Origin of the sequence: Maribacter sp., assembly GCF_039968975.1 — a bacterium.
GTDB lineage: Bacteria > Bacteroidota > Bacteroidia > Flavobacteriales > Flavobacteriaceae > Maribacter.
Genome location: NZ_JBDVOT010000059.1, coordinates 1 through 1,898 on the forward strand (window position 1 = coordinate 1; position 1,898 = coordinate 1,898).

Annotated in this window: 1 protein-coding gene and 2 pseudogenes; all 3 read right to left on the reverse strand. The window is 37.3% G+C overall.

The genetic code is table 11. The features are described from left to right. Positions 1–291: arsenosugar biosynthesis-associated peroxidase-like protein (locus ABJI11_RS04025; protein ID WP_348349645.1), on the reverse strand; the 291-nt coding region annotated here is incomplete at its 3' end. A 234-nt stretch (positions 292–525) separates the two neighbouring features. Further along, positions 526–1,191 (reverse strand): annotated as a pseudogene (locus tag ABJI11_RS04030) (metallophosphoesterase family protein); the annotation flags it as partial. Next, a pseudogene (locus ABJI11_RS04035) lies at positions 1,146–1,898 on the reverse strand (sodium:solute symporter); the annotation flags it as partial. The pseudogenes ABJI11_RS04035 and ABJI11_RS04030, both read right to left, overlap by 46 nt.

Consider the following 1,898-nt stretch of genomic DNA (forward strand, 5'->3'; position numbering starts at 1 on the left):
AACCAATGTTGCTCCACTTTCAATGGCAGCACCTACATGAACGCCTTCCATCATTTCTTCTTTCGTAATTCCTTTTTGCAATCCGTCTTTTGTGTAGGCATCTATGCAATACGGACATTTAACTACGTGAGATACAGCTAATGCAATTAGGGACTTTTCTCTAGCACTTAGTGCGCCTTCTTCGAAAACCTTACCATAATAATCAAAAAATTTAGTTCCGAGCTCTTCGCTCCACTCGGTAATTTTTCCGAATTTTCTTAAATCTGCTGGGTCATAGTACGTATTTGCCATCTTTTTTTGTGTTTTAGGTTTTATTGATTTTTTTTGTTCTTGGTTAAAATGAATCGGAATTCCCTGTCCCATTTTTTCTATTTCAGGAAGAATTTCCATGTTGTCCCAAATACCAGAGGTAAGCGTATCACCGTAAGCTTCTGGCAAGTGGTTTTTATACATTAATTTCTGTGCGGTTTCAGCATTATATTCAAAAGAATGATGTGCGTAAGTAACTTCACCATCTTCGATATTCATAATCATATACCATACGCGAGCAGTACCATCGTTTGCTGGCATGCCAATTACACCAGGATTCAACCATACCTTTTCTTTTATAGTCTGGTGAAATGGCAAGCCACAATGCCCTGCAATTATGATATTACTTTTAGTTTCTTGAAAACAACGTTCTTTACTTTCCGTGGCATTTGATTTGAATACAAATTCAGATGTATTACCATAATTTCCATGAACTACCGTTACTTTCTTGTTCCCGTAATCAAAGCTTATGTATTCAGGAATTTGCTTCATCCAATCTAAAGACTGCTGAGATAAATGCCCTTTGGTATACGGAAACCACATTTTTGAAAAATCATCGCAACGGCTACCGCTTTTAAAATCACAGCCACAATCTTCGCTATCGCTTGCTAATTGTAATTCTATATTGCCAGCAATACTTAATGCACCCCATTTTTGAAACAACTGTACCGTTTCTTCGGGTTGTGCGCAGTAACCGGTAATATCTCCGGTACTTATGCAGTTTTCAGGTGGTATACCTGTTTCTTCAGCAATGGAAATCAATTTCTCTAAAGCCTGTAGATTACTGTATACACCACCAAAAAGCAATAGCCTTCCGTTCTTGGCACCAAGATGTTTTATTTCTTTATCCATGTAGGTATTATATAAACGAATAGGCAACATAAAATGCCCCAAAAATTAATCCATAATAAATTGGCATACTTGCCAGTCGTAAAAATCAAATTATCTGGAAACCAATTGAAAATTAAGAGGAAACCAAATATCAACCCTATAAAAACGCTTAAATGAAAACTGATTTTGGGTGCTTTATCTTTCCAAAAAAGGAAAACGGGCGTAAGTCCAATAACCATGGTTCCGCTAATGGTTGTAGCCGATAAAATTTCTGCATCTAAAAAAACCGGTACGGTACCCAATACAGCGATTGCTACCATAGACCAACGACCAAATTTTAATGTATTCCCTAGGTTTAGATCAAGCGCCAGTAATTTTGAAAATGATGAAAATGTAGAGTCCAAGGTGGAAGCTGCTGATGTAATCATAATAAAGTTGATGACTAGCAATATCATTGTTCCAAAAGCCTTACCAACTTGTACCGCTGCTTGCCCCTGCATGCCTTGAAATTGGGCATATACACCAATAATGCTAAATAGAATGATGCAGATAGCACCAAGTACACTTGCCCATAAAAAACTCTTTAGGGTTACTTTTGGACTACTGATAAAACCTCTGTCTGTTAGCACAGGGTCATGAAATGGATAACTGAAAGATTGCAGTAGGGCAGCGAATAATAAATTCAAGCCTGTTTCAAAGGACCATACGCCTGAATTCAAAACTTCTGTAGTGCTTATAGCATTGTCTTTTCCGAATAT